We start from the raw sequence: 26,052 nt of genomic DNA, 5'->3' as shown, positions 1-26,052 counted from the left end.
TCAACCGCCTGGTCGATGCCGGTCGGCGCTGGTAGCGGCTGCGTGGAGCTTCGGACACGGTTGGCAAACGGTTCTCAACACCACTGAGATGGTCGTGGACAACGGCGGTTGTCACCCATATCGTGCGTGATAGGCGCCACATAGGAGGGTCAACGATGACATCCGCCACTGCTGATCGCCGCGCTCGGCGATCCACTCGCGAAGGCCCGTCGCCCGTGAGGCCCGCGGTCGAACCACCGCATGAAATCGATCTAGACGGCCCACCGCAACCGTTGGGACCAGATTCGCTGACATGGAAGTACTTTGCGGATCTGCGCACCGGACTCCTTGGCGTGTGGATCGGATCAATCCAGAACATGTATCCCGAGTTGGGTGCCGGAGTCGAGGATCATTCAATCCTGTTGCGCGAGCCCCTGCAGCGCGTGACGCGCTCGGTCTTTCCCATCATGGGTGTGGTCTACGACGGTGATCGCGCCGCGGACACCGGTCGTCAGATTCGGGGCTATCACGACACCATCAAGGGTGTCGACAGCAAGGGACGTCGCTACCACGCGCTGAATCCCGAGACCTTCTACTGGGCACACGCCACCTTCTTCATGCTCATCATCAATACCGCCGAATACTTCTGCGGCGGCCTCACCGAGGCCGAGAAACGGCAGCTCTTTGCCGAGCATGTCCAGTGGTACCGGATGTACGGCATGAACATGCGCCCCGTGCCCAACTCCTGGGAGGAGTTCCAGCAGTACTGGGCGCGGGTCTGCGACGAGGAGCTAGAGATCAATCGCGCGACGATGGACATCTTCCACATTCAGATCCCCAAACCGAAGTACGTACTACTACCGGACTTCATCTGGCAGCAGATGTGGGCCCCGGCCCGTGCATTTCAGAACTGGGTGGCCGCCGGGGTGTTCAGTTCCTCGGTGCGCGAGAAGGCCGGCATGCGCTGGACTCCTGGCGATGAGGTGCTCCTGCGAGTGTTCGGAAAAGCGGTGCAGTTGGCGTTCAGTCCATTGCCCGACGACATCCGCCTGCACCCACGCGCCGTGTCGGCGTACAAGCGCGCACAGGGCCGGCTGCCCACGGACGCGCCGTTGGTGGAAGCACCCAAGATCACCGCTCCACCCAGGGATAGACGCGGGTTGCCCATGCATTACGTACCGCCATCGGCCCAACCAAAGTCTCTGACCTCCCGTGCCGGCAAGCTACTGCACTCCGCCTTCTCGTTGGCGTCTCCGCCGTGGGCGCTCCGGGGCCGTCGCGAGGTCGCGTAACAGCTGTTTACGCAGCTTTTACAGGGCGGCACTATGGCGTAGGCCACATTTTTCGGGTCGCGATTTCTGTCGCCTGATAGACGAAACAGGGTCGTCCGGACAACGGGTTTACCCTGCCGTGGACGTACCGACACACGGTGTTCATCAGGCGATTAGCCCAGCACACCAACCTATTCGGACAACGTGTCTTTTGTAGGTTGCCAGCATCCAGCAAAACTCCATCAACTCACGGTGAGCCGAAGCCGTCAGTGAGCCACCTTGTCCCACAAGGCGATTCCTGTGAGCCACCTGTGAGTTTTGATCAGCGGCAGGGTTTGCGCAGGCGTATCTTTCCGTCAGCTCAGATAACGGATTCATCACTCCGACCGGTAATCGACGGCGCCGCAGTAGCTCCCAAACTCAGGTACAGGTTCACCACCATTTACATCCGCAAGGGGAAACGAGGCATTCAGATGGCAGTACGTAAGCGAGTGGGCGCCGTCATGGCGTTGGTCACCGCGATCTGTACCTTGGCAACGGCTCCGGCCCACGCCGATCCCGTCACCATGGCGCCACAGACCTATACCAAGGTGAGTCGCGACGGGTGGACCTTGATGATCCGGATCGACCACGAGACCATCAACTCCGTACCCAACCTGGCCGAGGCCTCCAACTCGCGGGAAGCGTTCGTGACCTTCGATGCGACCGCGATCGCCACCGGCGGATCAGCGCCCATCACCGACAGCTTGTTCATCGCCGGATACCAGTTAGGTTGCCAGACAGACGTTTCCAGCGGTCTTCAGATCGGTGGCACCGGCGGCCTCGCGGGGTCTGTGGGCTACAGCGGCGGGCCGTCCGTCGGCGGTTCCGGCGGCCTCGCCGGGTTTGTGCAGACCATCTTGCAGCCGGGTGTCATCACCGATCTCCCCCTGGCCAACATGGCCTTGAGTGATGGCGGCAAGGCCATGCTCGACGTCGACAACCTCCACATCAAGGCCGATGCGTGCGGCGGCGATGTCACCATTCGCTCCTATGTCTATCTGCGGATCTCGACCGCTTCGGCGCATACTGAGTTCGCCATCTACGGCGACCCGATGAAGATCTAGGGAGGTTCTCGTGCCGAAACGAAAGATCGTTGTCACGGTGGCCGGAGTGGCGGGGGCCCTGGCCCTGGGTGGGCTCGCCGCCCCTACCGCCGCCGCCGACCCGCCCGGTATCCCCTTCGTGCCCGGCGTCCCCGCGCCATTGCCCGCAACCCCGGGAAGCTATACGTACATCTACAACAACTTCCCGGCGGTCGCGCCCGCCACGGTCGACGCGCGCGGTGTCAAGATCGCCGCCAATGCCGATCCCGCGGCGGGTGCTGCCGGTCTGCCCGGCAGCAAGCTGGGCAACGCCGCGCACCCGGCCAACGTCTTGACCTCGTCCAGCACCCGGTATGGCATCCAGGGAGGCACGACACCGGCCGCCGCGGCCAGCACCACCGGTGTGCAGTTCGGTGCCGGGAACGAGAACCCCGCACTGGAAGATCCACACGGGGCACCGCCGCAGAGTGCGGCCGCGGTCGAGGCGGCCGCCCCGACCGTGATGCCGGGAGCCCCGACACCTCCGGTTCTGGAGTCCCCCGATGGTCAACCCCCGAAGCCCGCGGAAGAACCCGCCGGCTGATCAGTCCTGCCGCAACACCGAAAATGGGCCCCCTGTCGAACAGGGGGCCCATTTCGCGTCGTATGACGACATGGAGCGAGTGACGGGACTCGAACCCGTGTGAACGGCTTTGCAGGCCGGTGCCTAGCCTCTCAGCCACACCCGCGTCGAGCACCGATGATGCCGAACCACGGTGCGCGACACGAGTGTTGGACTCAGGCTGATCCCAGTGCGGGCTAACCGGCGAGGCCGGAGTAGTCCGCGCCGGTGAGCTCGACCGACTTCTCCCACAACCGAGCGGCCAGCTGCGGGTCGCGGGCCTCTTTGTTGCGCGGAGCACGCTTCACCGGACCACGCATACCTTGCAGCTGCGTGGGCCCGAGGTAATCGTCGGGCTGCACATCGGGCATGGTCGCTGCGTACAGCTCGCCCTCGGCGCCCTGACGCTCGTCCTGGAGCACCACACCCATGCCGAAGTAGAAGGCCTTCTGCAGGCCGGGCAGATTCGGGATCATCGAATCGAAGAGGTTCGTGGCGGCCACGCCCGGGTGCACATTGACCGACAACAGCGGAGATCCGGCCGCTGCCGCCTTACGGGCCAGCTCCGAGCCGAAGAGCATGCACGCCAGTTTCGAGGCCCGGTAGGCGGTCAGCCGGTTGTACGGACGCCGAGTGAAATTCAGATCGTCGACGTCCAGGTTGTTGCGTCCCTGCGCATGCGCGATGCTGCCCAGCGAGATGACTCGCGGTGCGTCGGCGGCGAGCAAGGAGGGCAAGAGCGCGTCGGTCAACACGAAGTGGCCGAGATGGTTGACGCCAATCTGCGTCTCGAACCCTTCTGCGGTGCGTCGCAGTGGGATTGCCATCAGACCCGCATTGTTGAGCAACACGTCGACCTTGGGGGCCTGGGTGCGGATCGCATCCGCGGCAGACCGCACGGAGGCCAGGCTGGTGAGGTCGAGCTCCACGAGTGCATGGTCGGCCTTCGGTCCGAGCGCGCGCACCTTGTCCAGCGCCGCCCGTCCGGTCTCCTGGTTGCGGCAGGCCAGCACGACGCGGGCGCCGGCGCGAGCCAGCGCCTCGGCGGCGACGAGACCCAGGCCATTGTTCGCACCGGTGATGACATGTGTCTTACCGGTCTGGTCGGGAACATCCGACTCACGAAAGTGCCTGATCTGCAGGGGTGCGGGCATTAGGTTCCTCGATCCATGGAAGTTACTAGTACTCGTCGTTACGGCTTTGTCGGATAGTACTGGAGGCTATTGACGGCGATGCATCCGCGCCGTGGCGTAGAGGCAAATCGACGCGGCGCTGGCCAGGTTGAGGCTCTCGGCTCCCCCACGCATCGGGATGTTGATCCGATGTGTGGCCAGGGCTGCCGTCACACCGTCGAGTCCGTGCGCCTCGTTTCCGAAGATCCACGCGCAGGGCCCGGCAAGCACCGGATCGGCGTCATCGAGCGACAACTCGCCGTCGAGGGTGGTGGCCAGCACTGCGCCACCGCGCGCGGTGAAGTTCTCGGCGACCACCGCAGCGTCTCCGGCCGGGATGACTGGGACGTTGAAAATGCTGCCCGCCGAGGCCCGCAGGCTCTTGCCGTTGAATGGGTCAACACTGTTGCCTGCCAGGACCACAGCGTCGGCGCCCATCGCATCGGCGACCCTGATCAGAGTGCCCGCGTTGCCTGGTTCCGAAATATCAACGGCGACAACGATAAATTGTGGCGAACGGGCAGCGACGTGACTCCACTCGGCCGAGATGGAACGACACTCCGCCACCAGCCCAACGGGAGTTACGGTGTCGGACAGCGCTTTGGCGGCCCGTTCGGTCACCAAACGGACGGGAGCATCGACCAGCAGGTCGGCGAATCGCTCGGTCGCGGCCTCGGTCGCGAAGACGCGTTCTACCGCGCCGGACCGCAGCGCGGCCTCGACCAGGTTGGGGCCTTCCGCCAGAAAAAGACCGGCCCGCCGACGGGCGGCGGGCCGGTGCAGTTTGACCGCGTCGATCACTGTCTGTGACCGCTCAGTCAGAGCCGAGTCGCTCAGGCGGCTTCCCCGGCCGGAGCGTTGACATCCTCGGGCAGCGCAGCCTTGGCGACCTCGACCAGCGCGGTGAACGCGGCAGCATCGCTGACGGCCAGCTCGGCGAGGTTCTTGCGGTCAACCTCGACGCCCGCGATCTTCAGACCCTGGATGAAGCGGTTGTACGTGATGTCGTTGGCGCGAGCTGCGGCGTTGATACGCGCGATCCACAGCTTGCGGAACTCACCCTTGCGGGCGCGACGGTCCCGGTATGCGTAGGTCAGCGAGTGCAGCTGCTGCTCCTTGGCCTTCCGGTACAGACGCGACCGCTGACCGCGGTAGCCCTTGGAGGCCTTCAGGATTGTCCGGCGCTTCTTCTGGGCGTTGACGGCCCTTTTCACGCGTGCCATTTATGTGTCCTTCGTGTGGTGCTGTGTAGTGGGTGGTCGTGGTGTCGGCTGCTAGCCGGTCAGCATCTTCTTGACGCGCTTGGCGTCGTTCTCCGCCACCACGGTGCGGCCGTCGAGACGGCGGGTGCGGCTGGTGGGCTTGTGCTCCATGAGGTGGCGACGGTTCGCCTTCTGGCGCACGATCTTTCCGCTGCCGGTGGTGCGGAAGCGCTTCGACGCACCGCTGTGGGTCTTGGCCTTAGGCATCTTGGTGTCCCTGTTCCTTCGTTATCCGTACTAGGTCTGTTCGGTGGGCGCTTGCTCGGCCGGCGGGGCCGCCTGGGCTGGGGCCGGCCCTGCAGGAGCCTCTGCCTGCTGAGCCGCCTTGGCCCGGGTCTTCGCACCCCGGTGCGGCGCCAGCACCATCGTCATATTGCGGCCGTCCTGCTTCGCAGAGGTCTCCACGAAGCCGTACTCGGCGACGTCTGCGCCGAGCCGCTGCAACAGTCGATAGCCCAGTTCGGGCCGGGACTGCTCGCGTCCGCGGAACATGATCGTCACCTTGACCTTTGATCCGGCTTCCAAGAAGCGCACAACGTGGCCCTTCTTGGTTTCGTAGTCGTGATCATCGATCTTCGGCCGAAGCTTTTGTTCTTTGACGACGGTCTGCTGCTGGTTCTTGCGAGACTCGCGCTCCTTCAGAGCCGTCTCGTACTTGAACTTGCCGTAGTCCATGATCTTGCAGACCGGCGGCCTGGCATCTGGGGCTACCTCGACAAGGTCGAGATCGGCGTCTGCGGCGACGCGCAGCGCATCTTCGATCCGCACGATGCCGACCTGTTCGCCTTTCGGGCCGATCAAGCGGACTTCGGGTACGCGGATGCGTTCGTTGATGCGGGTCTCAGTGCTGATGTGGCCTCCCTGGCTCGTCCTCTATCTGTCGTGACCGCAGCGCGGTTCGACGGGGACAAAAGCGGGTCCATCAGCACTCTGCTCATTACGAACAGAAAAGCCCTGCACATGGCAGGGCCCGAAGCCGACCGGTCACGACGGCATACGCCGTCCTGCATAACGCAGAACAACCACCTAGGGTGGCTGGACCGGACCGCTGTACCTTGTTGGCCAGCGGTGGGAGCGGGACTCCACTTGATGTCCCCGACGGAGCCGGGAACGGTCGCACGTGACAGTCTAGCAGCCGTGACCGATGACCTTGACCACGATGATCACCACCAGTCCACGACCGCGGATGTCCGCGAGCTTGCCGACATTCCGGCGATCGAGGTGATCACCAAGGCCATTGTGATGCTGATGAGCTCCAGCGCCGAGAAGCTGGGACTGTCCTCCCCCGATCCGGACGAAAGCCCGCATCGCGATCTGGATGAGGCGCGCCGACTCATCACGTCCCTTGCCGGTCTGGTCGCCGCTTCCGTGGAGTACTTGGGTCCGCACGCTGCGCCGATTCGCGACGGACTGCAGAGTCTGCAGAAGGCTTTCCGGGAAGCCAGCGCCATTCCGGACGAACCGGGTCAGGGTCCTGGCGAGAAGTACTTGCGCTGAGCATCAGTAAACTGCCAGCTACACAGCCTATCCTCGCTAGGTGACGTTGTCTGATTCTCTTCGCGCAGGCCGCTCATCGTCCGAGGTTCGCGCTTCATCGCCACTAGCCGCCCCGGGAATCGGCAAGACTCCCAAGCCAATTCCCTCATCTACCTCGAAACTGCACTGGGTGCCGACCTTCTTCGGATGGCTGGTCGGGGTTTTCGCGGCGATGATCTTCCTGTCGAGCATCTCGCCGATCATCCGGCACCTGACACAGGTTCCTCGTGCCTTTATCGACGAGTATCTGTTCGACTGGCCCGATACCAGCCTCGCGTGGGCCTTCGTGCTGTCGCTGTTGGCGGCGGCTTTGGCGGTGCGCAAGAGCATCGCGTGGTGGATTCTGCTGATCAACCTGACGGTGCTGTCGGCCCTCAATATCGGCGGTTTCATCCAGCACCGCGACGCCGTCGAGATCCTCGGGCTGGTGCTCCATGGCGGCACGATCATCCTGCTGATCCTGGCGCGTCACGAGTTCTATGCGAAGGTCCGTCGCGGTGCGACGCTCAAGGCCGTCGCCGTGCTCATCGGCGGTCTGGTGCTGGGAACGCTCGTCGCCTGGGCCCTGACGGAGATGTTCCCGGGATCGTTGGCCCGCTCCGACCGTTTCTGGTGGGCGCTCAACCGCGTGGCCGGCTTCTCGCTTGCCGGTCACGAGTACTTCGACGGCCACCCTCATCTCTTCCTGAATTGGCTCTTCGGCCTGTTCGGAGCGCTGGCGCTGATGTCCGCGGCCGTCGTGTTGTTCCGCTCTCAGCGTGCGGTCAATGCGTTGACCGGCGACGACGAATCGCTGATCCGCGGGCTGCTCGAGCGGTATGGGCAGGACGACTCTCTCGGATATTTTGCGACCCGCCGCGACAAGGCCGTCATCTTCGCGCCCAACGGCCGGGCGGCCGTGACCTATCGCGTGGAGGTTGGCGTCTGCCTGGTCAGCGCGGACCCCATCGGAGACAAGACGGCGTGGAGCCAGGCCATTGCCGCATGGCTGCAGGTGTGCCAGGCATACGGCTGGGCGCCTGCGGTGATGGGTGCGAGCGCCGAGGGCGCGCTCGCTTACCGAGAACACGGCCTGAACGCATTGGAACTCGGCGACGAGGCGATCCTGTACCCGCGGTCGTTCTCGATATCGGGTCCGCACATGGCCGCAGTCCGCCAGGCCGTGAACCGCGCCCGACGCTCGGGATTGTCGGTGCGTATCCGCCGCCACCGCGAATTGACGCCGGACGAGGCGAAACAGATCATCACCAACGCCGACCTGTGGCGTGACGGCAACACCGAACGCGGATTCTCCATGGCGCTCGGGCGGTTGGGGGATTCCACCGATGGCGACTGCCTGCTGGTGGAGGCGGTCGATTCCGACGACAACGCCGTCGCCATGCTGTCGCTGGTGCCCTGGGGCGCCAGCGGGGTATCTCTCGAATTGATGCGCCGTTCACGTCAATCACCCAACGGCACAATAGAATTCATGGTTACCGAGCTGCTCACCCGGGCAGAGGCCATGGGAATCACTCGAGTCTCTCTCAACTTCGTGATGTTCCGCTCGGTGTACGCGGACGGCTCCCGTATCGGTGCGGGCCCGGTCCTGCGGCTGTGGCGCTCGGTGTTGATGTTCGCCTCACGGTTCTGGCAGTTCGAGCAGTTGTACCGCTCGAACGTGAAGTATCAGCCGGAATGGGTGCCCCGGTTCGCCTGCTACGAGGATGCCCGGCTCATCCCCCGGATCGGCATCGCCTCGGTGATCGCCGAGGGGTTCCTGGTCTTGCCGTTCGGCAATCGGGATAAGCCACGGCATACCGGTCAGTACAGTGCGGTGCCACAGTCCATCGTGGCCACCGGACTACTGCACCACGATGGCACCGCCCCCGACCTGCCGCCGCAGTCCACCGCACTGCAGCGAGTGCCCGAGCAGGTCAAGGTGCGACTCGGCAAGCTCGCCGCCCTGCAGGAGCGGGGAATCGACGCATACCCGGCCGGCTCACCGCCCAGCCATACCGTTGCGGAGGCATTGGCCGCCGCCGATGGCACCGAGGTCGTCATCAGTGGTCGCCTGCTGCGCATCCGTGACTATGGCGGTGTGCTTTTCGCGCAGCTGCGCGACTGGTCGGCCGAGGTGCAACTGCTCATCGACGACCCACTGCTGCATGAAGAGTTCACCGCCGCCATCGACCTCGGCGACCTGGTCGAAGCCAGCGGGGTCATGGGTCAGTCGCAGAACGGCACCCGGTCTGTGCTGGTGCGATCGTGGCGGATCATCGGAAAATGCCTGCATCCGCTGCCCGACAAGCGCAAAGGCCTTACCGACCCCGAGGCCAGGGTGCGCGCTCGATACCTTGATCTGGCGATCAATCCAGAGGCCCGAGACCAGATCGCGGCGCGCAGCGCGATCATCACCTCACTGCGTAACACGTTGCTATCACAAGGATTTTTAGAGGTCGAGACGCCGATCTTGCAACAGGTCCACGGCGGAGCCAACGCGCGCCCCTTCCTGACGCACATCAACGCGTACAACTTGGATCTCTACCTGCGTATCGCGCCCGAGCTCTATCTCAAACGACTCTGCGTGGGTGGCGTGGAGCGGGTCTTCGAGCTAGGCCGGGCCTTCCGCAATGAGGGGGTGGACTTCAGCCACAACCCCGAATTCACGCTGCTGGAGGCGTATCAGGCGCATGCCGATTATCTGACCTGGGCCAAGACAACCCAACGGCTGATCCAGAACGCCGCCAAGGCAGCGCACGGCAGCGAAGTGGTGATGCGGCCCCGCGAGGACGGCGCCGACGGAAAGCTGGCCCCCGTTGACATCAGTGGCGAGTGGCCGATCATCCCGCTGCACGAGGCAGTGTCTCGCGCCCTCGGCGAACAGATCGATGCGACAACGGAAGTGCCTACACTGCAACGGCTCTGCCGATCGGCCGAGGTGCAGTTCAATCCGCGATGGGACGCCGGGCACCTGGCGCTGGAGCTCTACGAGCAGCTCGTGGAGAAACACACCACCACACCCACCTTCTACAGTGACTTTCCGGTCTCGGTGTCCCCGCTGACCCGTCCACACCGGAGCACCGGCGGGCTCGCCGAGCGGTGGGATCTGGTGGCCTGGGGTGTCGAACTCGGCACCGCCTATACCGAATTGACCGACCCGGTGGAGCAGCGTCGACGCCTGTACGAGCAGTCACTTCTGGCGGCGGGCGGCGACGCCGAGGCCATGGAACTCGACGAGGACTTCCTGCGAGCGATGGAATACGCCATGGCACCCACCGGCGGTATGGGCATGGGAGTCGACCGTGTGGTCATGCTCATCACGGGGCGCAGCATCCGCGAGACGCTGCCGTTCCCGCTGGCCAAACCCCGGTAAGGCACGGTGAATCTGTTCGGATTCTGTATCCGGACTCGTCGAAAACCTGACAGACAATTCACAGGTATCTAGGCCATCATAGGTGCGTGTCCGGTCATGACATCTCGTTGTTACATGGGAGCTTCCCCGTCTCCATGCAGGTCATTGCCGGTTTCGCGCTCGTCCTCGCGATAGGGCTGCGCACCGGTGGGTGGTTTCGGCGCTGGTTACCCGTTGCCGTGGCCGTCGGTGGCGTCCTCGCCGCGTGGGCCTACTGGTACATCCAGTCCGAGGGCTGGGCCGACAGGGGCAATCCCGCTCCGCTGATGCTGTGGGTATGGATCGCGCTCACCGGTGTGGCCGCCACCGTCCTGGTGGTGGGCTGGCGCACGTCGCACTGGTGGCGTCGCGCGATCGCGGTCACCGCGGTGCCGTTGGCGGTCCTCTCCGGGTCACTGATGCTAAATCAATGGACTGGATACGTGCGCAGCGTCCAGTCCGGGTGGGCGCAGCTGACCGCGGGCCCGCTGCCCAACCAAGCCGATATGGCCACGGTGACCGCTGCCCGTGCGGAGCGCCGCGGGCCGACGATGACCAAGGGCAAGCTCGTGCCGGTGGATATCCCGGCCGACGCCAGTGGATTTCGCCATCGCCAGGAGATCGTCTACCTACCTCCGGCATGGTTTGATTCGACCCGCACCCAGTTGCCGACGATCATGATGATCGGCGGCGAGTTCAACACCCCGAGCGACTGGATCCGCAGCGGCAACGCCGTCGAGGTGGCAGACGCCTTCGCCGGCCAGCACGGCGGAAATGCTCCCGTCATGGTGTTCGTGGACGCGGGTGGCTCGTTCAACAACGACACCGAATGCGTGAACGGCCCGCGCGGTAACTCCGCCGACCATCTCACGAAGGACGTTGTCCCGTTTATGGTGTCGCGCTTTGGCGTGAGCCCGCGGCCGCAGAACTGGGGTGTGGTCGGCTGGTCGATGGGTGGCACCTGCGCGGTGACGCTTGCGGTCAAACACCCCGAACTGTTCAGCGCCTTCGAGGACATCGCCGGCGATATGTCGCCGAACACCGGGAACAAGGCGCAGACCATTGCTCGTCTTTTCGGCGGTGACGCCGCGGCATGGGAGCAGTTCGACCCGGCGACGGTGATGTCGCGTAATGGGCCGTACACGAACACCTCCGGTTGGTTCGACGTCAATGGGATGCACCGCGCCGGATCCGGGGCGATCACCAGTACGGGCGCGGTGCCGGGAGCGGCGGCGGCGGTGCCGCTCAGCGATCAGGACCGCGCCGCGCATCGACTGTGCGAGCTCGGTGCGGCACAGGGAATCTCATGCACGGTGCAGCACAAACCCGGTGAACACAAGTGGCCGTTCGCACAGACGGCGTTCACATCGGCATTCCCCTGGATGGCGAGCCGCATCGGCACGCCCATGGTGCCCGATGTGCCATTGCCGCGCTAGCTGCCGTGCGCGGGCGGAGTAGCGTCGGGCGCTATGTCCGATACGCCTGATCCGGGATACACCGACAGCGGTGTACCGACGTTCGAGTCGGTGCGCGAGAAGATCGAAACCCGATCCGGCACCGCCGCCGGGTCCGCCGAGCTGGACGCCGAAAGCGAAGAGGGTCGTGCGCTGGAGGAGCAGTTCGAGGCCCGAAACCGGGCCGCGGCCGAGCGGGTCGAGGAGATCCGCAGATCGATGCGTGAGGAATCTAGCCAGTCGCGGCCCGACGAGCAATGGCCTGCTCGCGGATGAGGCTGCGCCGGACCTTGCCTGAATCCTCACGCAAGGGTTCGGCGACGAACTCGATGGTGCGCGGAACCTTGTAGAGGACGATCTGGTCGAACAGATAGTCGCGCAACTGGTCTTCGGTCACATTGTGCTCGGCATGCACAACCGCGTGCACGGTCTGCCCGAGGTCGTCATCGGGCAGACCCACGACGACGCTGTCGATCACTCCGGGGTAACCGTTCATGACGGACTCGACTTCGGCGGGGAACACATTGGCCCCACCGGTCACGATGAGGTCGGTACGCCGGTCACTCATGTAGAGGTAGCCGTCGTCATCGACCCAGCCGAGATCGCCGATGGATTCCCATGTTCCGAACCGCTTGATCTCGGCGCCAAGGTACTTGTAGGGCTTGGGCATGCCTTCCCACGGGCGCATGAAGATCTCCCCTACCTCCCCGGAGGGCAGCGGGTTCCCTTCCTCATCGAGAATCGCCAGCTCACCCAGCGCGGGCTTGCCGACGGAACCGCGATGCGCCAACCACTCCGGTCCGGTGATGATGGTGCCGCCGATGGCCTCGGTGCCCGCGTACAGCTCCCAGATCACCTCCGGGCCCAGCAGGTCGATCCATGCTTGTTTCAGCCACACCGGACACGGGGCGGCCATGTGCCACAGCACCCGGATGCTGGACAGGTCGAATCGACCGGGATGCTGGCGGACCTCACGCAATATTCGCGACATCATGGTGGGAACCACCTGCAACCAGGTGACCTTGTGCTTGTCGATCAGTTCGAGAGCCTGTAGGGCGTCGAATTTGGGCTGCACGATCAGATGATGCCCGAGTAGCAGCCCGTACGATGAAAACATCAGCGGCGCATTGTGATACAGCGGTCCGGCGACGAGCTGAGCATCTCCCGACTGCATGCCCATGATCTCTCCCGCAGCAGGGCCGGTAATGGCCGCGGGGCTGGGGGCCAGGATGATCTTGGGACGCCCGGTGCTGCCTCCCGACGTGGGCGCCTTCCAGGCCGGCGACACCACCTCAGGTAGGGGTCCCGCGGCGTGGTCTTCGGCCGTGGGCTCGAATCCTGCTGGGACACAGACTCGATCCGGATGATCGGCCGGATCGACTCCGACCACGAGCGCCGAGTCGGCGAGTTCGACGATTGCCCGACGTTCGGCCAGCGGCAGCCGCCAGGACACCGGTTGGGGGGTGGCGCCGAGCTTCCACACTGCGATCTGGGCCGCGAAGAATTCCACCGAGTTGGGCAACCCGATGGTGACGAGGTCACCCTGCTGAACACCCAGCCGCTGGTAGGCGTGCGCCAAGGCGGTGGCACGCCGCTCCAGTTCGGCCCTGGTGACCACCTCGGTACCGCAGGTGACCGCCGGAGCATCGGGTGCCGATTCCGCGAGGTTGGTGAGGATACGAACGAACGGTTCACCAACTACCTCGTCAGTCATGAATGCCACCCTAGACCGGCGTGACAACCTTCCTGGTCCGCGCTTTGGCGGGCGGCTCTCCGGCGCTCTTCACGGGCGCCTTCGCGGGGGTCTTGCCGTTGCGTTGGGGCTTGGGCAACATGTCCGCCAGGAATTCACCGGTGTGACTACCCGCGGTCTGCGCCACCACGTCGGGTGCGCCCTGCGCCACCACGGAACCGCCGCCCGATCCGCCCTCCGGGCCCATGTCGATGATCCAGTCCGAGGTCTTGATGACATCGAGGTTGTGCTCGATCACGATCACGGTGTTGCCCTTGTCCACCAAGCCGTTGATCACGGTGAGCAGCTTGCGAATGTCCTCGAAATGCAGCCCCGTGGTGGGCTCGTCGAGGATGTAGACGGTCTTGCCCGTTGAGCGCTTCTGCAGCTCAGCAGCCAGCTTGACGCGCTGCGCCTCACCGCCGGACAGCGTCGGAGCAGGCTGCCCCAGTCGCACATAGCCCAGGCCGACCTCCACGAGCGTGTTCAGATACCGGTGGATGGAGGTGATGGGCTCGAAGAACTCTGCGGCCTCCTCGATGGGCATGTCCAGTACCTGCGCGATGGTCTTGCCCTTGTAGTGGACCTCGAGTGTCTCCCGGTTGTAGCGCGCGCCGTGACACACCTCGCACGGCACGTACACATCGGGAAGGAAGTTCATCTCGATCTTGATAGTGCCGTCGCCCGTGCATGCCTCGCAGCGCCCGCCCTTGACGTTGAACGAGAACCGGCCGGGTTGATAACCACGCACCTTGGCCTCGGTGGTGGCCGCGAACAACGTGCGGATCTTGTCGAACACCCCGGTGTACGTGGCCGGATTGGAGCGCGGTGTGCGCCCGATCGGCGACTGGTCGACCCGCACGAGCTTGTCCACCTGATCCAGGCCGGTCACGCGGGTATGCCGGCCGGGGACCTGCCGTGCACCGTTGAGCTTGTTGGCCAACACCGTGGCGAGGATGTCGTTGACCAGTGTCGACTTTCCCGAACCCGACACTCCGGTGACCGAGGTCAACACCCCGAGCGGGAAGGAGACGTCGATGCCCTTGAGGTTGTGCTCACGCGCACCGACCACGGTGACCTGGCGCTTGGCGTCGATCGACCGGCGCGTCGGCGGCAGCGGAATGCTCGCTGCCCCAGAAAGATACGCGCCCGTGACGGAGTGCTTGTTTTTCAGCAGCTCGGCGTAGGTGCCGCTGTGCACCACCTGGCCGCCGTGCTCCCCCGCCGCAGGCCCGATGTCGACAACCCAGTCCGCGTGTTTGATGGTGTCCTCGTCGTGCTCGACGACGATCAACGTATTACCGAGATCCCTTAGCCGCGTGAGCGTCTCGATGAGTCGACGGTTATCGCGCTGGTGCAGACCGATGGACGGCTCGTCCAGCACATAGAGCACACCCACCAGCCCCGAGCCGATCTGGGTGGCCAGTCGGATGCGCTGCGCCTCACCACCGGAGAGCGTGCCCGCCGCCCGCGACAATGACAGGTACTGCAGTCCTACGTCCAAGAGGAACCCGAGCCGGAACTGGACTTCCTTGAGCACCTGCCCCGCGATGGCTTGCTCGCGGTGCCCGAGTGTCAATGCGTTGAGGAACTGCGCACACTCGGCGATCGAGAGGTCACAGACCTGCGCGATCGATTTGGTGCCGTGCTCCCCCGCGGTCAGGGTCACGGAGAGGATCTCCGGCTTGAGCCGGGTTCCGTTGCACACGGGACACGGGATGTCCCGCATGAAGCCCTCGTAGCGTTCCTTGGCCCATTCGGACTCGGTCTGCTCCATGCGGCGTTGCAGAAAGGCCAGTACGCCTTCGAACTCGGCGTAGTACGACCGGGTGCGACCGTATCGGTTCTTGTACCGGACATGAACCTGCTCGGACGACCCGTCCAGGAGCGCCTTCTTGGCGGCAGCGGGAAGCTTCTTCCAGGGGGTGTCCACATCGAACCCGAGGGCATCGCCCAATCCCGCCATGAGCCGGACGAAGTAGTCGGCGTTCTGGCCCATCGACCAGGGCGCGATGGCACCCTCGGCGAGGGTCATATCCGGGTCGGGGACCACCAGATCGGGGTCGACTTCCTTCTTGATTCCCAGACCGGTGCACTCGGGGCAGGCGCCGTAGGGCGAGTTGAACGAAAACGACCGCGGTTCAAGATCGTCCACGGCCAGCGGGTGACCGTTCGGGCACGCGAGCTTCTCGGAGAACCTGCGTTCGCGATGCGGGGAATCTTCCTCGGCATCGACGAATTCGAGCACCACGATGCCGTCGGCGAGGCGCAGCGCAGTCTCCACCGAGTCCGTCAGTCGCTGCTTGGAGCTGGCCTTGACCGCGAGGCGGTCGATGACCACCTCGATGTCGTGCTTCTCCTGCTTCTTGAGCTTGGGCGGATCGGTGAGCGAATGCACCACGCCGTCAACCCGAATGCGGCTGTACCCCTGCGAGTTCAGCTGCTCGAACAGGTCGACGAACTCACCCTTGCGCGTGCGGACCACGGGAGCGAGCACCTGGAACCGCAGGCCCTCCTCCATATCCAGCACCTGATCCACGATCTGCTGCGGGGTCTGCTTGGCGATCTTCTCCCCACACACCGGGCAATGTGGGGTCCCGGCCCGCGCATACAACAGACGCAGGTAGTCGTAGACCTCGGTGATGGTGCCCACCGTGGACCGGGGGTTGCGGTTGGTGGATTTCTGGTCGATCGATACCGCAGGCGACAACCCCTCGATGAAATCAACGTCGGGTTTGTCCATCTGCCCGAGGAACTGGCGTGCATACGCGGACAGTGATTCGACGTACCTGCGCTGTCCCTCGGCAAAGATGGTGTCGAAGGCCAGACTCGACTTCCCAGATCCGGAGAGGCCCGTGAAGACGATGAGGCTGTCTCGGGGTAGGTCAAGGTCGATACCGCGCAGGTTGTGCTCACGCGCGCCCCGCACGATCAGACGGTCGGCCACCTGTCTCCTTCCACACTGCCCCATGTGCAGGTGTTTTCGCATAGCTCAGCGGCCGTATCCCCATCTGGAACCGGAGCCGACTGAGTCGTCGACTCCATGCTAGGACGAGGCACCGACAACCTCCCCGCCACTGGGGGCCACTACGGTGAAACCATGACCTCCATCACCATCGACGACGACTATTCCGGCCATATCGAGCCGGGCGCCGGGGTGGCTCGTCGCACCGTGGGCGGCGCGACCATCATCAAGGCCTCGGTGGGGCCGATGGATAACAACGCATACATCGTGACATGCACCAACACCGGCAAGTCGTTGCTGATCGACGCGGCCAACGATGCCGAGCGGTTGGCCACCCTGCTGGACGAGAACGCCCCGAACATCGAGCTGATTGTCACCACACATCAGCATTTCGATCACTGGCAGGCACTCGAGGCGATCGTCAAGAAGACAGAATCTCGCAGCGCCGCACATGATCTAGATGCCGGTCCGCTTCCGGTGCCGCCCACCACGCTGCTGGCCGGGGGAGACAGCTTCGACATCGGTGATCTGCATTTCGACGTGATCCATCTGCGCGGACATACTCCGGGCTCGGTGGCCCTGGCGTTCACCGCCGACGGTGTGACTCACCTCTTCACCGGGGATTCACTCTTCCCCGGTGGTGTCGGAAAGACCTTCAGCCGCGAGGACTTCGACCAACTGCTCGACGATGTCAGCGAACGGCTCTTCGGCACATACGCCGACTCCACGGTCGTATACCCCGGACATGGTGACGACACCACGTTGGGCGCCGAGCGCGAATCGCTCGGCGAATGGCGCGAACGAGGCTGGTAAGCCGGCCCCGTTCGCGCTCGCCGGTCTAGGTGGTGTGAACGATCAGCACGTCGCACTTGGAGCGGCGTGCGACATCCGAAGGAACCGAGCCCAGCAGGCGTCCGGCAATGGTGTTCAGACCGACATTGCCGACGACCAGCAGGTCAGCCTTGGAATCCACAACCAGATCCAGCAGCGCATCCACCGGCGCTCCCTCGATCGAGCGCTCTTCGACGCTCGTCGCGCCCGCTGCTGCGGCGCGCTCGCGGGCGGTGCGCAGGATGTCGTAGACGGGTGCCTTGCCGGTCACCTTGTATGCGTCGTCCTTGAGGACATCGGCCGAGTGGGGGTTGTTCTCCGGGAAGTACGCGGTCGCGACGATGAGCTTGGCACCGGCAGCGCCCGCGATGGCTCCAGCGCGGTCGACCGCCCGGTACGACGAATCCGATCCGTCGGTACCGACAACGACAGTGCTGTATGCACTCATGAAAGGTCCTCCAGTTCCGTTTGACCAGGCCAGATGAGATTAGCCGGGAAGGGCCCCGGCCATGCGTCATTTGGCTGATTGTGTCGGGCTATGCCGGTGATTTTCCCTCGCCGGGTGCGCACGCAGGTATGGCCTGCGCCTCAATCCCGCTATGAGGACCATCACGCGCCAATACGCCACGCGGTCACCCGCCGTTGGAGTAAAATTCACGCACCGTTGGAGTAGAGCTTGATGACTTGATAGAGAAATGCCCGGCCGTCGTACAAGGATTTCACTTGGATTCGTTCATCCAAGCCGTGTGCGTGGGTCTCCCCCGGCTGGGCGAATATGCCGCTGAGTCCATACACCGGGGTCTTCCCGAAGTAGATGGCATCGGTTGCTCCGGTCGACATCGTCGGGACCAGTGGCACTCCGGGCCACATGGATCCGGCCACGGCCTTGATGGGGTCGATGATCTGCGGAGTCAACGGTGGGACGGTGGCGACGTCGGTGCGGAACTCCTTGGCGGGTTTCACGGTGACCTTGGGATCGTCGACTGCCTTGACAATGCTCTCTTGCACCGCGGCGGCGCTCCCGTCGGGCAGTATGCGGCAGTTCACATTCGCGGTGGCGCGTTGCGGCAGCGCGTTGTTGGCATGTCCGCCTTGAATTTTCGTGGGGACACAGGTGGTGCGCAGCATCGCGTTGTACAGCGGATTCCGGGACAGCACCGATGTCGCCGCCTGATCGTGCGGATTGGCGACGATTGCCGACATCGCCCGACCCACTTCACCTGGCTGCAGCGGGGCCTGCGCTGTGAAATACGCCCGGGTCACATCGTTGAGCTGAACCGGGAACGGCACGGCCGCCAGCCGGTTCAGACCCGCTCCGAGAGCCTGTATCGCGTTGAACGGTCGGGGCTGGCTGCTGTGTCCGCCCTCGTCGGTGACTTCAAGGGTGAAGTCCTGGTAGATCTTCTGACCCGCCTGGATTTCCAGCAGGATGGGCTTGTTCTGTTCGTCGAGGTCGCCACCGGCGCCCTCGTTGACGACGAATTCGGCGTCGACAAGCTCGGGGCGGTTTTGATGTAGCCACTCGGCACCGTTGACCTGCCCGCCACCTTCTTCTCCGCAGGTCAATGCGATCCGGATGGGGCGTTTCGGCACGAAGCTCTCGGCGCGGTACCGAATGAGACTGTCCACGAAGATTGCGGCCATGGCCTTGTCGTCCTCGGCACCGCGGGCGTAGAAGTATCCGTTCTCCTCGGCGAGGGTGAACGGATCACGCTTCCAGTCCTCGCGTTTGGCCTCGACAACGTCGATATGAGCCAGCAGCAGAATGGGCTTGGCACCCGCCTCGGCTCCGGCGAGTGTCGCGACCAGTCCGCCGTCCTTGGGATGACCCGGCGGACTGAACAGCACCAAGTCCTTGTCGCTGTATCCGGCGGACTTGAGACGATCGGCCATCTTCTGCGCGGCCTCGGTGCAACTCCCCTGCGACGCGGTCGTATTGGTCTCGATCAACTCCCGGTACAAGTCTCGAAACGCGCCGCGATCATCGGTGGTGGACGGAGCGCTACTTGCCGGCGAGCCCTGGTTCTGTGTCGTCCCGCAGGAAGTGAGTGCGAGCACGGCGGCCGCGAGGGCGAAAATCCGATGCATGGTTCCGTTCATACACCCGGGACGCCTATATGGGGGCCCTTACCGCGCTCTCCCGCGCAGTATTCGTCATGTCGGTTCCCCGCCCGGGGCCGGCATCGGAGCGAAACACTCTGGAGGACAACACAACACCCGATAGCACGATCGCGGCGAACCCCAGGAACAGTAGGTGGGCCCCGCGCGCTTCCGACCCGCCGAGATTCACGAGTACCCCCGCCAACCCGGCACCGAAGGCTCCGGCGATCAGCTGAACGGTGCTGATGGCCGCTGCGGCCGCCGCACTTTCGTCCGAATCGGACGACACCGACATCGCGGCAGACGCCAAATGCGGCCAGGCCATACCGATACCGGCTCCCGTCACCGCGAAACCGAGCGCCCAGAAGGCGATCTCCAGGGTGCCGGCACCAGCACGCTGCAACAGACCAGTCAGGACGAGTCCTGCCGCAACCACGACGGGAGCGATCGTCACCACACGTGCGACGGTCCGCGCCCTGGCCGAAGCGCTGATCATTTCGCCAACGGTCCATCCGAATGCCAAAGTGGCCCCTAGGAATCCCGCAGCGACCGGGATCAGGTGCCCGAGGCGCTGGCCGAAGAACGGAATGAATGTCTCCACCATGGAGGCCGCCGCCAGCACCGCGATCGTCAGATAGATCCACTTGAGCGGATTGTCGGCGAAGACCGATGTGGGCAATACCGATGCGGTGGCACGGCGGTCGAGTACGACGAACAGGATCACCAGAGCAGCTGCCGCTGCGATCAACCCCACCATGGTGGGCATCGAGGACTGGAGCCCGGCCACGGCCACCAGGGCGGCCGCCGCCGTGAGGATGAACAGCGACCGCACCGGAGCGCCGCGCCCGGCAGCCGCGACATTCGCGCCATCCGGCCGAGGCAATACCGTGGGCACCATCGCGGCGATGCCAAGGGTGACCAGCGTCAACGACGCGAATGCCCACCGCCACAGTCCGAACTGTGCGAACAGCCCGCCGGCTGCGGGACCCACAAAGGTCCCAACACCCCACATCGCCGATGTGAGCGCCGAGGCTCGTGTCCATAACCGTTGTGGCAGTGAAAGATTGATGACCGCATAGGCCAACCCTGCCAGCAGTCCGCCTGCCGCACCCTGGATCGCGCACCCGGCGAGCATGACCTGCATTGCCGGCGCCACCGCACACACGAGGGTGCCGACCGCGAACGCACCAAACGCCAGAAGGTATGCGCCCCGCGGACCGGCCCAGCCAAGAAGCGGACTCACCACCGTCGCGGCACTGACCGAAGCGATCAAGTACAGCGTTGTCACCCATGCGTAGAAACGTTCCCCACCGATGTCAGCGACGGCACTCGGCAACAGACTGGTAGTGAGATACACGTTGGTGGCGTAGAGCGCCACGCCACCGGCGAGCACCGTGACAATGCCGAGTTGCCGCCCGCACAACAGATCCCGCCAACCGCCGGTCCCCTGATCGTGAGTCATGTCGACACGCTATGGGCTAAAGTGCACTTGAGATCAAGGAGAGGTGATGAAGGACAAGGCCGAGCTGTTGCCGATAGGCGAAGTGGCCAGGCGCTCCGGAATCGCGGTATCCGCAGTGCGGTACTACGCCGATATCGGCCTGATTCCCGCCGAACGCACATCCGGCAACGCACGGGTGTTCCGGCGCCACGCGTTGCGCCGGATCTCGCTGATCCGGGTCGCGACCGGATTCGGCATCCCCTTGTCGGAAGTCGCCGAGGTGTTGTCGAGCCTGCCTGACGATCGGGCGCCGAGCACTCGCGACTGGCAACGAATCTCGCGTCAGTGGCATTCGCATCTGGAAGAGCGCAAGAACGCCATCGCGGACATGCAGGAGAAGCTCACCGGATGCATCGGCTGCGGATGCCTGTCCATGACCAAATGCACGCTGTTCAATCCCGCCGACGTCCTCGCCGAGGACGGGTCGACCGGTGCACTCCTGCTCGCCGATCCGAGCTGATCACTTCAGGCCCGCGGCGTCCATACCGCGCAATTCCTTCTTCAGATCGGCGATCTCGTCACGGAATCGTGCCGCCAACTCGAACTGCAGATCACGCGCCGCCGTCATCATCTGCTCGGTCATGTCCTTGATCAGATCGGCCAGTTCGGCCCGCGGCATGCTCTTGGTATCGCGGCCCTCAAACACTCCGGCGCTGACCGCGCGCCCCGGCTCACCCTGTGCCCGCCTACCGCGACTCGCGTTGCGGCCCGATCCGCCTACCGCCACTTCCTCGGTGTCTTCGGCTTCGCGATAGACCTGATCCAGGATGTCAGCGATCTTCTTGCGCAATGGTTGTGGGTCTATCCCGTTCGCCTCGTTGTACGCGACCTGCTTGGCGCGTCGCCGATCGGTCTCGTCGATGGCCTCTTTCATCGAGTCCGTCATGGTGTCCGCGTACATGTGCACCTCGCCGGATACGTTGCGCGCAGCACGGCCGATGGTCTGAATCAGACTCCTGCTGGATCGCAGGAATCCTTCCTTGTCGGCGTCGAGAATGGCGACCAGCGAGACCTCGGGTAGGTCCAGACCTTCCCGCAGAAGGTTGATACCGACGAGGACGTCATACTCGCCGAGCCGGAGCTGACGCAGCAGCTCGACCCGCCGCAGGGTGTCCACCTCCGAATGCAGGTAACGCACCCGAATACCCATCTCCAACAGATAGTCGGTGAGATCCTCGGCCATTTTCTTCGTCAACGTCGTCACCAGCACCCGCTCATCAGCCTCGGTGCGTTGACGGATTGAGGCGATCAGATCGTCGATCTGCCCCTTGGTGGGTTTGACGACCACCTTCGGATCCACCAGGCCGGTAGGCCGGATCACCTGCTCCACGAACTCGCCGCCTGCGACATTGCGCTCGTAATTCCCGGGCGTCGCAGACAGATACACGGTCTGCCCGATTCGCTCGGCGAACTCTTCCCAGGTGAGCGGTCTGTTATCGGTAGCCGACGGCAGCCGGAAGCCGAAATCCACCAGATTCCTCTTACGCGACATGTCCCCCTCGTACATGGCGCCGATCTGCGGCACCGTCACATGGGACTCGTCGATGACCAGCAGAAAGTCGTCCGGGAAGTAGTCGAGCAGCGTCGATGGTGGGGTGCCGGCCCCGCGCCCGTCGATATGCCGCGAATAGTTCTCGATCCCCGAGCAGAAGCCCACATTGCGCATCATCTCGATGTCGTAATTGGTCCGCATCCTCAGGCGCTGGGCTTCCAACAGCTTGCCCTGGCCCTCCAACTCGGCAAGTCGTTCCTCGAGCTCCCGCTCGACACCCTCCAGCGCCTTCGTCATCCGATCCGGCCCCGCCACGTAATGCGTCGCCGGAAAGATTCTTAATGAATTAGCTTGCCGTACAACATCTCCGGTGAGCGGATGCAGATAGTAGAGCGCCTCGACCTCGTCACCGAAGAATTCGATGCGCACCGCCAGCTCCTCGTACGAGGGAATGATCTCGACGGTGTCGCCGCGGACCCGGAAAGTGCCACGGGTGAATGCCATGTCGTTGCGGTTGTACTGCATGTCGACCAGCAGTCGCAGCAGCGCGTCCCGGGGCACTTCGAGCCCGACATCCAGTTGCACAGAACGGTCCAGATACGACTGCGGGGTGCCCAGACCGTAGATGCACGACACCGAGGCCACTACCACGACGTCGCGCCGGGACAGCAGGTTGGAGGTCGCGGAGTGCCGCAGGCGCTCCACGTCGTCATTGATAGAGCTGTCCTTCTCGATGTACGTATCGGTCTGCGCGATATACGCTTCCGGCTGGTAGTAGTCGTAGTACGAGACGAAGTATTCGACAGCGTTGTGCGGCAACATTTCCCGAAGCTCATTGGCCAGCTGCGCGGCGAGCGTCTTGTTGGGTGCCATCACCAGCGTCGGCCGTTGCAGCCGTTCGATGAGCCAGGCGGTGGTCGCCGACTTGCCGGTACCCGTGGCACCCAGCAGCACCACGTCCTTCTCCCCCGCCCGAACTCTGCGCTCGAGCTCTGCGATGGCACCCGGCTGATCGCCCGCGGGCTCATACTGACTGACGACCTCGAATCGCCCATCGGTACGCAAGACGTCCGTGACCGGGCGGTACTCGGAATGCGCAACGATGGGGTGTTCTGTTGCGAAAGCCATGAGCCCAGAGTAAGCCGACGGTCCGACATTCACCCGAGACGACAGGAAGGCAGCAGGAAACCAGCGTGCACCCGCCCAAACGCGAGATCTTCGACCTCGATGCCATGACGAACACCGATCCCAAGGGAATCGTGCGATCGGTGGATGAGTACCGGGTGGAGCCCTGGGGACTTTTCATGGCACGTCCGACGCCCGGTCGGGCACAATTTCACTACTTAGAGTCCTGGCTGCTCCCGACGTTGGGACTGCGCGCGAACATCTTCCATTTCAATCCTGGATATGAGCGCGACCAGGATTTCTACCTCGACGTGGGCGACTTCATCCCCGGGCCGTCACAGTGGGTGGCCGTCGACCACTATCTTGACCTCGTGGTGCGCTGCGGACGCGAAACCGAACTGACCGATGTGGATGAGTTGCTTGACGCGCACAGCGCAGGGTTGCTGTCTACTGCCACATCCGAGCTCGCGATCCGCCGGGCAGCCACCGCCATCGATAACCTCGCCGGGCACGGTCACGATCTGAACGCGTGGTTAACCGCCGCCGGAATGCCGTTGACCTGGCGCGACCCGAACGGAGACGCTCATGCCTGACACCATTCGCTGGGGAATCATCGGACCGGGCCGCATCGCGGGAAACGTGGCCCGCGACTTCCCGCTCACACCGGGAGCGGAGCTGGTAGCCGTTGCCTCCCGGTCGACCGAGCGTGCCCGTGACTTTGCGGCGACGCATCGCATTCCGCGAGCCTTCGACTCGTACCGGGAGTTGCTCTCCGATCCCGATGTGGACGCCGTGTACATAGCCACCCCACATCCCCAGCATCGACGGGCCGCCATCGCCGCGCTCACCGCGGGCAAGGCGATCCTGGTCGAGAAGACTTTCACCGCAACGGTATCCGGAGCACAGGAGATCATCGATATCGCAAGGGCGCGTGGTGTTTTTGCCATGGAGGCGATGTGGACCCGGTTTCAGCCTGCGATCGTCGCGGCCAAGAAGCTTGTCGACGACGGGGCCATCGGCGAGGTCCGCCAGGTCCAGGCAGATCTGGGAGTGGACCGCCCGTTCGATCCCGACGACCGATTGTTCAGTCCGACGCTGGGCGGCGGCGCGTTGTTGGACCTCGGCGTCTACGTGGTCTCGCTGGCCCAGTACTTCCTCGGCGATCCGGCCGCGGTGGTGGCACACGGCTCGTTGTTCCCCACCGGGGTTGACGCCGAGGCCGGACTGCTCTTGCGCTATGACGACGGACGCACCGCGACGCTGCTGTGTTCACTGCTACATCACACGCCCGGCCAGGCGCGCATATTCGGCACCGAGGGCTGGATCGATATCCTCCCCCGATTCCATCACCCTCGCGAAATAGTGTTGCACCGCAAGGGATCTGCCCCTGAGCCGATAGTGAAGCCGCCCGTCGGCGGCGGATACAGTCACGAGCTGGCCGAGGTAACCGAATGCCTGCTCGATGGCAGGGCGCAGAGCACCGTGATGCCCCTCGCCGACACGTTGGCCGTACAGCGGGTGCTCAACACGGCGTGCGAACAGCTCGGGGTGCATCACCGCGAAGACCCTGCTGACCTGGACTGATCACGTTGCCGACGCTTCTTGGACGCCGGTAAGATGCCCGCTATGCGCCCCCTCCTCCGTGGGCTGTGCGTTGCCGGGGCAGCGGCGATGATCTTCGCCCTGCCGGCAGCACCAGCCTCCGCCGCCGAGTTGCACAACATCAGTTACATCGCTCGTGTCGATGGGATAGGTCGTGGCATCTCCGTGACGTTCAAGACCGATCCGGTGGACCGGCGTACCGAACAACCGCGTCTGGGGCCGGGCGAGAGCTGGGAAGTGAACCTGGTGATGGAAGATCCCCAACAAGCCGGCATGGCCGTACGGGTGCTGCCCCCCTACGGGATCGGATTGCACTGTGAAGTGCAGGTCGACGATGTCGTGGTCGATTCCCAGGACCTGACCGTGCCGCCCGCCCTCGGGATCTTCAACGGACCCGTCAACGACACGGTCACCTGCGGACACTTCAACCCGTAACCATCAGTCAAATTAGTCACTTTCGTACCCCGGACCTGCGTAAAAACCGCTACAATGGCGCCATGCGCCTGAACTCTATTCGTAGCAATATTCGCGGTTCTTTCCGCGCTGCCGGAATTGCGATAGTCACCGCGGGAATTGCCGCGAGCACAGTGCCCGCGATTGCCTCCGCAGACTCCACCGATGACTACCCAATTCCCCGCCGGATGTTGAAAACCACGTGTACAGCCGAACAATATCTGGCTGCTGTTCGCGATTATGACCCGATTTACTACACGCGGTACATGATCGACAAGAACAACAAGCCCGACTACGTGCAGCAGGCGACGATCGATCGGATTCACGAGTTCTTCGCCAAGGACTACGCGGGCCGTCGTGCGGAGTCCGAGGTCTTCGCGGTGAACTACCCGCCCGAGGCGTTGACATCGCAGTGGCCCAACTGGGGCAAGATCTTCTTCAACAACAAGGGTGTCGTCGCCAAGGGCACCGAGAATTGCAGCAAGTACCCATCCGATATGTCGGTGTGGGACGGCCCCTAA

The 26,052-nt window shown here is 64.0% G+C and carries 24 protein-coding genes and 1 tRNA gene; 13 read left to right on the top strand and 12 right to left on the bottom strand.

The window, feature by feature from the left end:
* Window positions 1–155: 155 nt before the first annotated feature.
* The 3 genes from MSTE_RS11130 to MSTE_RS11120 all read left to right on the top strand — a co-directional run bounded on the left by MSTE_RS11130 (window position 156) and on the right by MSTE_RS11120 (window position 2,918).
* Window positions 156–1,271 carry an oxygenase MpaB family protein gene (locus tag MSTE_RS11130; protein WP_096501209.1) on the top strand — a complete coding sequence of 372 codons (1,116 nt, stop codon included), beginning with the start codon at window positions 156–158 and terminating at the stop codon, window positions 1,269–1,271.
* A gap of 482 nt (window positions 1,272–1,753) precedes the next feature.
* Window positions 1,754–2,356 (top strand): MspA family porin, encoded by a 603-nt coding sequence (locus MSTE_RS11125; RefSeq protein WP_231897095.1) that lies wholly within the window; start codon window positions 1,754–1,756, stop codon window positions 2,354–2,356.
* A gap of 10 nt (window positions 2,357–2,366) precedes the next feature.
* Entirely contained in the window at window positions 2,367–2,918 is a 552-nt protein-coding gene (locus tag MSTE_RS11120) for a hypothetical protein (protein WP_096501205.1), read from the top strand.
* Between the two features lie 71 nt (window positions 2,919–2,989).
* Here the strand turns inward: MSTE_RS11120 and MSTE_RS11115 are convergent.
* The 6 genes from MSTE_RS11115 to infC form a co-directional block, all read right to left on the bottom strand.
* Window positions 2,990–3,063, bottom strand: a tRNA-Cys gene (locus MSTE_RS11115).
* 70 nt (window positions 3,064–3,133) lie between these two features.
* Window positions 3,134–4,090: an oxidoreductase gene (locus MSTE_RS11110; RefSeq protein ID WP_096501203.1), complete on the bottom strand. Its 957-nt coding sequence runs from the start codon at window positions 4,088–4,090 to the stop codon at window positions 3,134–3,136.
* 66 nt (window positions 4,091–4,156) lie between these two features.
* On the bottom strand, window positions 4,157–4,909 hold the full coding sequence (locus tag MSTE_RS11105; RefSeq protein WP_096501201.1) for a TrmH family RNA methyltransferase: 753 nt from the start codon (window positions 4,907–4,909) through the stop codon (window positions 4,157–4,159).
* A gap of 32 nt (window positions 4,910–4,941) precedes the next feature.
* On the bottom strand, window positions 4,942–5,331 hold the full coding sequence (rplT, locus tag MSTE_RS11100) for a 50S ribosomal protein L20 (RefSeq protein WP_005058700.1): 390 nt from the start codon (window positions 5,329–5,331) through the stop codon (window positions 4,942–4,944).
* A 51-nt stretch (window positions 5,332–5,382) separates the two neighbouring features.
* The gene (rpmI, locus tag MSTE_RS11095; RefSeq protein ID WP_064408708.1) at window positions 5,383–5,577 is read right to left on the bottom strand and encodes a 50S ribosomal protein L35; all 195 of its coding nucleotides are present in this window, start codon (window positions 5,575–5,577) and stop codon (window positions 5,383–5,385) included.
* Window positions 5,578–5,607: 30 nt separating this feature from the next.
* Entirely contained in the window at window positions 5,608–6,222 is a 615-nt protein-coding gene (infC, locus tag MSTE_RS11090) for a translation initiation factor IF-3 (protein WP_075874240.1), read from the bottom strand.
* Between the two features lie 285 nt (window positions 6,223–6,507).
* Between infC and MSTE_RS11085 the strand changes: the two genes are divergently transcribed.
* The 4 genes from MSTE_RS11085 (at window position 6,508) to MSTE_RS11070 (ending at window position 12,006) form a co-directional block, all read left to right on the top strand.
* Window positions 6,508–6,867 (top strand): DUF1844 domain-containing protein, encoded by a 360-nt coding sequence (locus MSTE_RS11085; RefSeq protein WP_096505744.1) that lies wholly within the window; start codon window positions 6,508–6,510, stop codon window positions 6,865–6,867.
* 118 nt (window positions 6,868–6,985) lie between these two features.
* Complete coding sequence (gene lysX / locus MSTE_RS11080) at window positions 6,986–10,258, top strand: bifunctional lysylphosphatidylglycerol synthetase/lysine--tRNA ligase LysX (RefSeq protein ID WP_096505743.1); 3,273 nt, start codon at window positions 6,986–6,988, stop codon at window positions 10,256–10,258.
* Between the two features lie 134 nt (window positions 10,259–10,392).
* Window positions 10,393–11,712 carry an alpha/beta hydrolase gene (locus MSTE_RS11075; RefSeq protein WP_096501199.1) on the top strand — a complete coding sequence of 440 codons (1,320 nt, stop codon included), beginning with the start codon at window positions 10,393–10,395 and terminating at the stop codon, window positions 11,710–11,712.
* A gap of 33 nt (window positions 11,713–11,745) precedes the next feature.
* A complete protein-coding gene (locus tag MSTE_RS11070) occupies window positions 11,746–12,006 on the top strand; it encodes a hypothetical protein (protein WP_096501197.1) in 261 nt (86 codons plus the stop codon).
* Here MSTE_RS11070 and MSTE_RS11065 read toward each other — a convergent pair.
* Both MSTE_RS11065 and uvrA read right to left on the bottom strand, forming a co-directional pair.
* Window positions 11,963–13,444, bottom strand: coding sequence for an AMP-binding protein (locus MSTE_RS11065; RefSeq protein WP_162291407.1), 1,482 nt, complete (start codon window positions 13,442–13,444; stop codon window positions 11,963–11,965). The two genes, MSTE_RS11070 and MSTE_RS11065, sit on opposite strands and share 44 nt — an antisense overlap.
* Window positions 13,445–13,454: 10 nt before the next feature.
* On the bottom strand, window positions 13,455–16,409 hold the full coding sequence (uvrA, locus tag MSTE_RS11060; RefSeq protein ID WP_096501193.1) for an excinuclease ABC subunit UvrA: 2,955 nt from the start codon (window positions 16,407–16,409) through the stop codon (window positions 13,455–13,457).
* A gap of 153 nt (window positions 16,410–16,562) precedes the next feature.
* On the opposite strand from uvrA, the gene MSTE_RS11055 reads away from it, so the two are divergent.
* Window positions 16,563–17,240 carry an MBL fold metallo-hydrolase gene (locus MSTE_RS11055; RefSeq protein WP_096505742.1) on the top strand — a complete coding sequence of 226 codons (678 nt, stop codon included), beginning with the start codon at window positions 16,563–16,565 and terminating at the stop codon, window positions 17,238–17,240.
* 25 nt (window positions 17,241–17,265) lie between these two features.
* On the opposite strand, the gene MSTE_RS11050 is transcribed toward MSTE_RS11055, so the two are convergent.
* The 3 genes from MSTE_RS11050 to MSTE_RS11040 form a co-directional block, all read right to left on the bottom strand.
* Entirely contained in the window at window positions 17,266–17,706 is a 441-nt protein-coding gene (locus tag MSTE_RS11050) for a universal stress protein (protein WP_046253596.1), read from the bottom strand.
* A gap of 206 nt (window positions 17,707–17,912) precedes the next feature.
* Entirely contained in the window at window positions 17,913–19,358 is a 1,446-nt protein-coding gene (locus MSTE_RS11045; protein WP_096501191.1) for a M20/M25/M40 family metallo-hydrolase, read from the bottom strand.
* A gap of 13 nt (window positions 19,359–19,371) precedes the next feature.
* Complete coding sequence (locus MSTE_RS11040; protein ID WP_096501189.1) at window positions 19,372–20,820, bottom strand: MFS transporter; 1,449 nt, start codon at window positions 20,818–20,820, stop codon at window positions 19,372–19,374.
* Between the two features lie 46 nt (window positions 20,821–20,866).
* Between MSTE_RS11040 and soxR the strand changes: the two genes are divergently transcribed.
* Window positions 20,867–21,319: a redox-sensitive transcriptional activator SoxR gene (gene soxR, locus MSTE_RS11035; protein WP_096501187.1), complete on the top strand. Its 453-nt coding sequence runs from the start codon at window positions 20,867–20,869 to the stop codon at window positions 21,317–21,319.
* Here soxR and uvrB read toward each other — a convergent pair whose 3' ends face one another.
* On the bottom strand, window positions 21,320–23,479 hold the full coding sequence (uvrB, locus tag MSTE_RS11030; protein WP_096501185.1) for an excinuclease ABC subunit UvrB: 2,160 nt from the start codon (window positions 23,477–23,479) through the stop codon (window positions 21,320–21,322). It abuts the gene before it with no gap.
* A 65-nt stretch (window positions 23,480–23,544) separates the two neighbouring features.
* Between uvrB and MSTE_RS11025 the strand changes: the two genes are divergently transcribed.
* The 4 genes from MSTE_RS11025 (at window position 23,545) to MSTE_RS11010 (ending at window position 26,052) form a co-directional block, all read left to right on the top strand.
* The gene (locus tag MSTE_RS11025) at window positions 23,545–24,069 is read left to right on the top strand and encodes a DUF402 domain-containing protein (RefSeq protein ID WP_096501183.1); all 525 of its coding nucleotides are present in this window, start codon (window positions 23,545–23,547) and stop codon (window positions 24,067–24,069) included.
* A complete protein-coding gene (locus MSTE_RS11020; RefSeq protein ID WP_096501181.1) occupies window positions 24,062–25,060 on the top strand; it encodes a Gfo/Idh/MocA family protein in 999 nt (332 codons plus the stop codon). Before MSTE_RS11025 ends, MSTE_RS11020 begins: the two co-directional genes overlap by 8 nt.
* Window positions 25,061–25,102: 42 nt before the next feature.
* Window positions 25,103–25,513: a hypothetical protein gene (locus tag MSTE_RS11015; RefSeq protein ID WP_096501179.1), complete on the top strand. Its 411-nt coding sequence runs from the start codon at window positions 25,103–25,105 to the stop codon at window positions 25,511–25,513.
* A 62-nt stretch (window positions 25,514–25,575) separates the two neighbouring features.
* The gene (locus MSTE_RS11010) at window positions 25,576–26,052 is read left to right on the top strand and encodes a DUF5078 domain-containing protein (protein ID WP_096501177.1); all 477 of its coding nucleotides are present in this window, start codon (window positions 25,576–25,578) and stop codon (window positions 26,050–26,052) included.

This window comes from [Mycobacterium] stephanolepidis (genome assembly GCF_002356335.1).
In the GTDB taxonomy this organism is placed as follows: Bacteria; Actinomycetota; Actinomycetes; order Mycobacteriales; family Mycobacteriaceae; genus Mycobacterium; species Mycobacterium stephanolepidis.
The sequence above is the reverse complement of the archived record's forward strand: the minus strand, read 5'-3'. Positions and strand labels throughout refer to the sequence as shown.